Source organism: Akkermansia sp. UNK.MGS-1, assembly GCF_000980515.1.
Taxonomy (GTDB): domain Bacteria; phylum Verrucomicrobiota; class Verrucomicrobiia; order Verrucomicrobiales; family Akkermansiaceae; genus Akkermansia; species Akkermansia muciniphila.
In genome coordinates, this window is the sequence record NZ_LBCB01000011.1 from 34,551 (window position 1) to 41,763 (window position 7,213).

The window sequence follows — 7,213 nt, forward strand, 5'->3', positions numbered from 1 at the left end:
CACGGTTGCCTCCGGGAAAGGGTGATTGGCGGAATTGCCGTCTCATTCTATCGTGGGAGTCTCCCGCACGCAGGTAAAACGCCCCTGTCTTTGCAGCTGATTTACCGGGAACAGGGGGGGTTGTGCAGGGAAAAACACAGGTGCGTGTTTCGGCGGGGAATGGGGCGAATTTGTCCATATGTCTGGTTTTCCCTGCTTTACAAGGCAGGCGGCATGGCATAGCATGCCCCGCATGATGAGTCAGGAATTGAGACCGGAGACCCTGTGCGTACAGGCGGGCTGGGCGCCTAAAAAGGGTGAACCCCGCGTATTGCCCATTTACCAGAGCACGACGTTCAAGTACGAAACCAGCGAACAAATGGCAAAGTTGTTTGATCTGGAAGAAGCCGGATTCTTTTATACGCGCCTCCAGAACCCCACCAATGAGGCGGTTGCCAGAAAAATTGCCGAACTGGAAGGCGGCGTGGCCGCCATCCTGACGTCTTCCGGCCAGGCGGCTTCCTTCTTTGCCGTTTTCAATATTTGCGAGGCTGGAGATCATATCGTCAGTGCTGCGGCCATTTACGGAGGCACATACAACCTTTTTGCCGTCACATTCCGGAAAATGGGCATTGAAGTCACTTTCGTGGACCAGGACGCCCCGCCGGAGGAAATCTCCAAAGCGTTCCGTCCCAACACGAAAGCTTTCTTTGCGGAAACTATTTCCAATCCCACGCTTTGCGTGCTGGATATCCGTAAAATGGCGGACATTGCCCATGCGCACGGCGTTCCCCTCATTGTGGACAATACCTTTGCCACTCCCATTAATTGCCGTCCGTTTGAATGGGGCGCGGATATCGTCACTCACTCCACCACCAAGTATATGGACGGTCATGCCGCCGCCGTAGGCGGCGTGATTGTGGACAGCGGCAACTTTGACTGGGAAGCGCACAAGGATCAGTTCCCGGGTTTGACTGAACCGGACCCCTCCTATCACGGGCTCTCCTACAGCAAAAGCTTCGGCAAGGGCGCCTACATCACCAAGGCGACTGTCCAGCTCATGCGCGACCTGGGTTCCATTCAGTCTCCGCAGAATGCCTTTTTGCTCAATCTGGGGCTGGAAACCCTCCATCTGCGCGTGCCGCGGCACTGTGAAAACGCGCAAAAAGTGGCGGAATTCCTGCAAGGGCAGGAAGATGTTGCCTGGATTAATTATCCGGGGCTTTCTTCCAATGAGTATTATGAATTGGCGCAGAAGCAATTCCGAGGTGGACAATCTTGTGGTGTGGTAACCTTCGGCATCAAGGGAGGCCGTGAACGTTCCATCAAGTTCATGGACAGTCTGAAACTGGCCGCTATCGTGACCCATGTGGCGGATTCCCGTACCTGCGTTCTCCATCCCGCCAGCCATACGCACCGCCAGTTGACGGATGAGCAGCTCATGGAGGCGGGCGTACGGCCTGACCTCATCCGGTTTTCCGTAGGGACGGAAGCTGCGGAAGACATTATTGCGGACCTCAAACAGGCTTTGGAAGCTATTCGTTAAAAAGTCTTCTTGGAAAAAGCCGCCTCACTTTGCTGAGGCGGCTTTTTCTTTATCATTAAGGATTGGATAAAGGGGACAGCGGATTGTTAATCCGTTGTCAACATAAAAAGTTGAAAGAGCGGTATTCCGGCAGTGGACTTCTTTTTTGATGTAAGGACTTTATAAAGACTAATCCTTGCGCCTCTTCCATTCTAACATCTGCATGTTATTTCATAAATCATTCATTATTATGAATCGAACGTTATCGTAAACCATTCATGAAGAAAATAGGTCCAGCGTTTTCCCCATGATGTTACGGAAAGAAAAAGAGCGGATTAACAATCCTCTAATCAATGCAAAGCGTATCACAGACCGCCACTATGGCGAGAACATCGGGGCAACAGCTTCTGGACAAAGTAAAGGATCTGCAAAATGGAATATATGCCGGCGGCAATAACAACTCCATTTCAAATTGGGGTATAAATAATGAAGGCACTTGGGTGAATGAGAACAATGTAGGAACTATTACATTATGCGGACGCTCCGGAGTTAGCGGGGATTCCTTTGCCATGGTTCTTGGAGGGCCGCAGCAGGGTGATTCCGTTTCTTCCATTACATTTTCCTGCAATACTCCTTCTTCTGTAATCAGCAGTTATTCCATGGTGCTTGCCGTATATGATTCAACCGGCACTTTGGTTGAGGAACTTTCCAAGATACAGGACTTTTCGTTTACCTCTACATCGGAAACAACGACAATTTCCCTGGATATGTCGGCGGCTCCCCTTACCTGGGAGGAAGGTTATAAGGTAGTTGCCGGAGTACGCGGTGGTGCTGGAAGCGCTACTTCCGCTTATACAATTACAGGTATACAGGTTTCCTATGAAACGGTTCCCGAGCCTGCCGCAGCGTCTTTGGGCCTGCTGGGCCTGGGAGCTATGCTGCTGCGCCGCAGACGCTCGTAGTAAAACTTTCGTTATTAGGGAGGCAGCTGAAAAGCTGCCTCTTTTTTATTTTCCGCACGGGAATATATTTTTTCGTTTTGAATCGCCGCGCAAGAAAAGGGGTTAATGATGTTAATCCCTTAGCGATTGCTCGAAAGACCGGTACTGCACGGCTTCGTACAGATGTTTATCCTGAATGTCAGAAGTTCCTTCCAAATCCGCTATGGTTCGGGCCACCTTTAAAATGCGGTCGTAGGCTCTGGCGGAAAGAGCCAGTTCTTCCACGGCACGGAGCAGGATGGCCCGCCCTTCCGGCAACAGGCGGCAGTATTTCTGGAGCGCTTTTCCGGAAAGGGCCGCATTATTACGGAAGGGCGTTCCTGCGTATCTGCTGGATTGGAGCCGCCGTGCGGTTACCACGCGTTCCCGGATACTGGCGGAACATTCTCCGGCAGGTGAGGAAGCCAGAATGGAGGGATCCACGGCGGGAACTTCCATCAGCAGGTCAAACCGGTCCAGAAGCGGGCCTGAGATCTTACGGCGGTAGCGCGCGATCTGCGCCGGGGGGCAGGTGCAGGCTCTTCTTCTGTCTCCCAGATAACCGCAGGGACACGGGTTCATGGCGGCTGCCAACATGAAACGGCACGGAAATGTCATGGTACCGGAAGCGCGGGAAATGACTACCTGGCCGGTTTCCAGCGGCTGCCGCAGGGTTTCCAGAGCGGCACGGCGGAATTCCGGCAATTCATCCAGAAAGAGGACACCGTTGTGGGCCAGGGATACTTCTCCCGGCGTGATATTTGTTCCTCCCCCCATCAGCCCGGCATCAGAAATGGTGTGGTGGGGGGCCCGGAACGGACGCTGGTCCACCAAACCGTTCCCCCGTTTCAACAGGCCGCATACGGAGTGGATTTTACTGGTTTCCAACGCTTCCTCCGGACTCAGCGGCGGGAGAATGGTAGGGAGCCTTTGCGCCAGCATGGATTTGCCGGAACCCGGAGAGCCGCAAAGCAGGATGTTATGGCCGCCTGCCGCCGCAATCTCCATGGCGCGGCGCGCATAAGGCTGCCCCTTGATTTCGTCAAAGTCCACAGCGGCGTCTTTATCCCGCGGAACGTGAATCTCTTGCCCTGAATCCGTAAATGGAGGCGGCAGGGTGCTGGAAGTAAGCAAATGCCAGGCTTCCCTCAGGGAAGAAACAGGATAAATTTCCACGCCCTGTACGGGCAGCCCTTCACAGGCGTTGGTGCGCGGCAACATGATGCGTCTCCTGCCCATGCGCCGCGCTTCCATGATTTGCGGCAGAATGCCTTGCACGGGGCGTACGGTTCCGTCCAGGGCCAGTTCTCCCACAATGCACCAGGCAGAAGCGTCCATCTCCTTTTCAGCCGCTCCCGCAACCATTCCCAGGGCGATGGGAAGGTCGAATCCGGGGCCCTGCTTCCTTAAATCCGCCGGAGCCAGATTAACGACGAAGATACCTTGCTGAAAGGGAAGGCCGCTGTTTTGTATGGCCGTGTCCACGCGCTGCCCGCTTTCTTTCACGGCCGCATCCGGAAGGCCGACAATAAAGGTGCGTTTTTCCGCCATGGGGCGGAAATCCACTTCCACCTCCACTTCTACGCCATCTACGCCCAGGACGGTAGAGGAATACAGTCGCGTCATCATTCGTCCATGCTAGGAAATGGATGACAGAAAAGAAAGGAAAATAACGAAAAATATAAAAATATCTAACAAATAGTTCAGCGCCGGGAAGCGCGCCGGAGAATTTCCCGTTCCTCCTCCGTCAGGCTGGACAGGCCGGATCTGGATATTTTTTCCATGATTTCATCCACCTCCTTTTCAGAGGGGTAAGCCTGTGCCGGGCGGCGGCTGGAAGGCTCAGGGGAATAGTGGGAAGAAGAGGCGGCTTTCCGTCTTGGGGAAGACATCTTTTCCTTCCATAAAATCAGCAATGTCAGAATAAATCCGGCGAACATGCCGCCCAGATGGCCGGCTTCCCCGCCCGCATTGTTCCATTGGAAGATAATGACGGCTGCGGCGACTCCGAGAACGGCCAGGGCAAACTGGCGCACGCTCAAATTAACCGGAGGAAACAGAAGCTGTACCCGGGCATGGGGAAAGAGCACCGCGCATGCGGCCATGATGCCGTAAATGGAACCTGAGGCCCCCACCATGGGAATGAAGCGCCATTCCGGATCAAAAAATCCCATGTACCCCAGCAGGGAGGAAAACAGGGCTGCAGCCACGCCGCAAAACAGGTAATACAGCAGGAAGCGCCAATGGCCGAAACGTTCTTCTACAACCGGGCCGAAAAACCACAGGGCAATCATGTTGAACATGATGTGCCCCAGATTGGCGTGAAGAAACTGATAGGTAAGCAACCGCCATAATTCCCCCTCGTGAAAGCACGTATATTCGCTGTAAGCTCCGTAAAGCTGGATCAAGTCCAAATGGACAGGCGGGTAAATATTCCTTGGGATGTCCACTTGGAAGAAGAATCCCAGGATAAAGATGACTACATTGAGCAGAATCAGCCAGTGCACCATGACGGCGCTGCGCTGGTCAAACAGATGATTCCGTACCGTATCTCCCCAGTTCTCGTTCTCCGCTCGCATATTAGGCCGCATGTAATCGCGTTCAGAACCTTTTGACAAGGAAAATAGCTGTTCCGTTCAAGGAAGGACAGCTGATGTTCCGTATCATTTCCAGAGCGCGGCAGGCAGCAGATCCGGCGGCAGATCCGTTCCGCACACGAGATGTCCGGCAAGCTGGGCGGCGGACCAGGGGGAAGTGGTCACCCCCTTGCTGCCCAGCCCGGAGAAGACGAACTGACCGTCCAGCCCGGGAATGGGACCGGCGACCGGCTGGCTGCGGCGGATGATGGGGCGGACGGCGGCACGGGCGCGGATGACGTCCATGTTCCCGGAATAGCGTTTAACAAGGTCCAGCATCAATTCCTGGACGGCGGGGGCTTCCGGAATGCCGGGAGCATCCCACGCCCACGCGTAGGTGGCCCCGAAGCGCCAGAAAGAACCGTTATGAACCAGCCAGTGTCCGAAATGCAGGATGCCGGCATGCCAGTCCAGCTCTTTCAAGTCCAAATCCAGAATGGTTCCTTTGGAGGGGCGCCCCTTCAGCGGAGACATGTCCGGATGAAGCCCGGCTTCCCAGCCGGTACACCAGACTATGTGGGAAAACGTGCGACCGTTCCAATGGAAAAGACCGTCTGCATCCGGCCGGATATCTGCGGGGGATACATCCGCTTCCACAAAACGGCCCTGTTCCATAAAAAAACGCCGCATGGCAGTGACCATGTTTTCCACGTGCAGCACGGCGGAACCTCGCGTATAGGCGGCTTTCCCGCGGCCTTCCCAGTGTTCCGGCCATGGAAAAAGAGGTCCGGCATAGGCGCAGGATTCCGGAGCCGTCTGGCGTTCCTGCCAGATTTCAAACTGGTCTTCCGTCTCCACTTCCCGGAAAATCGGAGTTTTCTGCCACCAGGACCCGCCTAATTCCCGTTCCGTTTCCGGGTAAAAGGCCTCTGCCGCCGCTAGGCATTCTTCCTGCCTCCATCCGGGGCGGAAGGCGCGGCCCGTCAGGGGGTTTACCAATCCGGCCGCCACCCGGGAGGCCGTTTCCGCTACGGGGCGGTCTGCAACCGTAAACTCCGAGCCGCGGCGTTTCAATTCCCACGCCAGACAACTTCCGGCAATTCCCTGGCCGATGATAAGGATGTTCATGATAGATGGATAAAGAACCGGAAAATCCCGGAAATGAAAGAGGAAAGCGGAGGGGAGGCGGTACCGCTCCCCCCGGAGGAAAGGCGTGCCGCAGGTGTCCCTTCCCCTGCGGCGCCGGAAGAACGGCCCTGTTTACAGGGCGGCGATGATGGCGTCACCCATTTCCGCCGTATTCACGCGGATTTCTCCGGGAGCTCCCGTAGCCAGGTCGCCCGTGCGGCAGCCCTGGTCAATCACGCGGCGAACGGCGGAGTCAATGGCGTCTGCCGCTGTTTTTTCTCCCAGGGAGTAGCGCAACAGCATGGAAAGGGAAAGAATCTGGGCGATCGGGTTTGCAATGCCCTTGCCGGCGATATCCGGAGCGGAGCCTCCGGAGGGTTCGTAAAGGCCGAAGAACAGGCCGTTGTCCTGTGCGCCCTGGCACAGACTGGCGCTGGGCAGCATGCCCAGGGAACCGCAAATCATGGCCATTTCATCGGAAAGAATGTCCCCGAACAGGTTTTCCGTCACCAGCACGTCGAACTGGCGGGGATTGCGCACCAGCTGCATGGCTGCATTGTCCACGTACATATGCAGCAATTCCACGTCGGGATAATCCTTGGAAACTTCAATCATTGTCTCGCGCCACAGCAGGGAATTGGTCAGCACATTGGCCTTGTCCACGCTGGTGACGCGCTTACGGCGGCCGCGCGCAGCCTCGAACGCCACTTTGGCGATACGCACCATCTCGCTTTTATGGTAGCGCATGGTATCCACGACGACTTCGTCGTCTCCCTCCCGTTCGCGGAAACGGGGCTGGCCGAAATACAGGCCGCCAGTCAATTCCCGGACGCATAAAATATCGAATCCGCCTTCAATCAGTTCATTCTTGATGGGGGAGGCATGGGTCAAGGCCGGAAGGCATACGCCCGGACGCAGGTTGGCATACAAGCCGAAATGTTTTCTCAGAGGCAGCAGGGCTCCGCGTTCCGGTTGTTCATTGGCGGGGAGATGCTCCCATTTGGGACCGCCCACGGAGCCGAACA

6 protein-coding genes are annotated in these 7,213 nt (G+C 55.6%); 2 read left to right on the forward strand and 4 right to left on the reverse strand.

Annotated elements, in window-relative coordinates:
• Window positions 1-235: 235 nt before the first annotated feature.
• Complete coding sequence (locus WW58_RS06825) at window positions 236-1,525, forward strand: O-acetylhomoserine aminocarboxypropyltransferase/cysteine synthase family protein (RefSeq protein ID WP_046436637.1); 1,290 nt, start codon at window positions 236-238, stop codon at window positions 1,523-1,525.
• A gap of 359 nt (window positions 1,526-1,884) precedes the next feature.
• Window positions 1,885-2,466, forward strand: coding sequence for a PEP-CTERM sorting domain-containing protein (locus WW58_RS06830; protein WP_046436439.1), 582 nt, complete (start codon window positions 1,885-1,887; stop codon window positions 2,464-2,466).
• A gap of 111 nt (window positions 2,467-2,577) precedes the next feature.
• Here the strand turns inward: WW58_RS06830 and WW58_RS06835 are convergent, their stop codons facing one another.
• From WW58_RS06835 to leuB, 4 genes are all read right to left on the reverse strand, one after another.
• Window positions 2,578-4,113 carry a YifB family Mg chelatase-like AAA ATPase gene (locus WW58_RS06835; protein ID WP_046436441.1) on the reverse strand — a complete coding sequence of 512 codons (1,536 nt, stop codon included), beginning with the start codon at window positions 4,111-4,113 and terminating at the stop codon, window positions 2,578-2,580.
• Window positions 4,114-4,187: 74 nt separating this feature from the next.
• Window positions 4,188-5,063 carry a rhomboid family intramembrane serine protease gene (locus tag WW58_RS06840; protein ID WP_012419836.1) on the reverse strand — a complete coding sequence of 292 codons (876 nt, stop codon included), beginning with the start codon at window positions 5,061-5,063 and terminating at the stop codon, window positions 4,188-4,190.
• A gap of 84 nt (window positions 5,064-5,147) precedes the next feature.
• A complete protein-coding gene (locus WW58_RS06845) occupies window positions 5,148-6,188 on the reverse strand; it encodes an NAD(P)/FAD-dependent oxidoreductase (protein ID WP_102733798.1) in 1,041 nt (346 codons plus the stop codon).
• Window positions 6,189-6,320: 132 nt separating this feature from the next.
• Window positions 6,321-7,213: 3-isopropylmalate dehydrogenase (leuB, locus tag WW58_RS06855; protein WP_046436447.1), on the reverse strand; the 893-nt coding region annotated here is incomplete at its 5' end.

What these genes read in the sequence shown, in the direction of transcription:
- WW58_RS06840 (WP_012419836.1), bottom strand. Translation starts at nt 5,063, where the DNA reads ATGCGAGCGGAGAACGAGAACTGGGGAGATACGGTACGGAATCATCTG.
- WW58_RS06825 (WP_046436637.1), top strand. Translation starts at nt 236, where the DNA reads ATGAGTCAGGAATTGAGACCGGAGACCCTGTGCGTACAGGCGGGCTGG.
- WW58_RS06835 (WP_046436441.1), bottom strand. Translation starts at nt 4,113, where the DNA reads ATGATGACGCGACTGTATTCCTCTACCGTCCTGGGCGTAGATGGCGTA.
- WW58_RS06845 (WP_102733798.1), bottom strand. Translation starts at nt 6,188, where the DNA reads ATGAACATCCTTATCATCGGCCAGGGAATTGCCGGAAGTTGTCTGGCG.
- WW58_RS06830 (WP_046436439.1), top strand. Translation starts at nt 1,885, where the DNA reads ATGGCGAGAACATCGGGGCAACAGCTTCTGGACAAAGTAAAGGATCTG.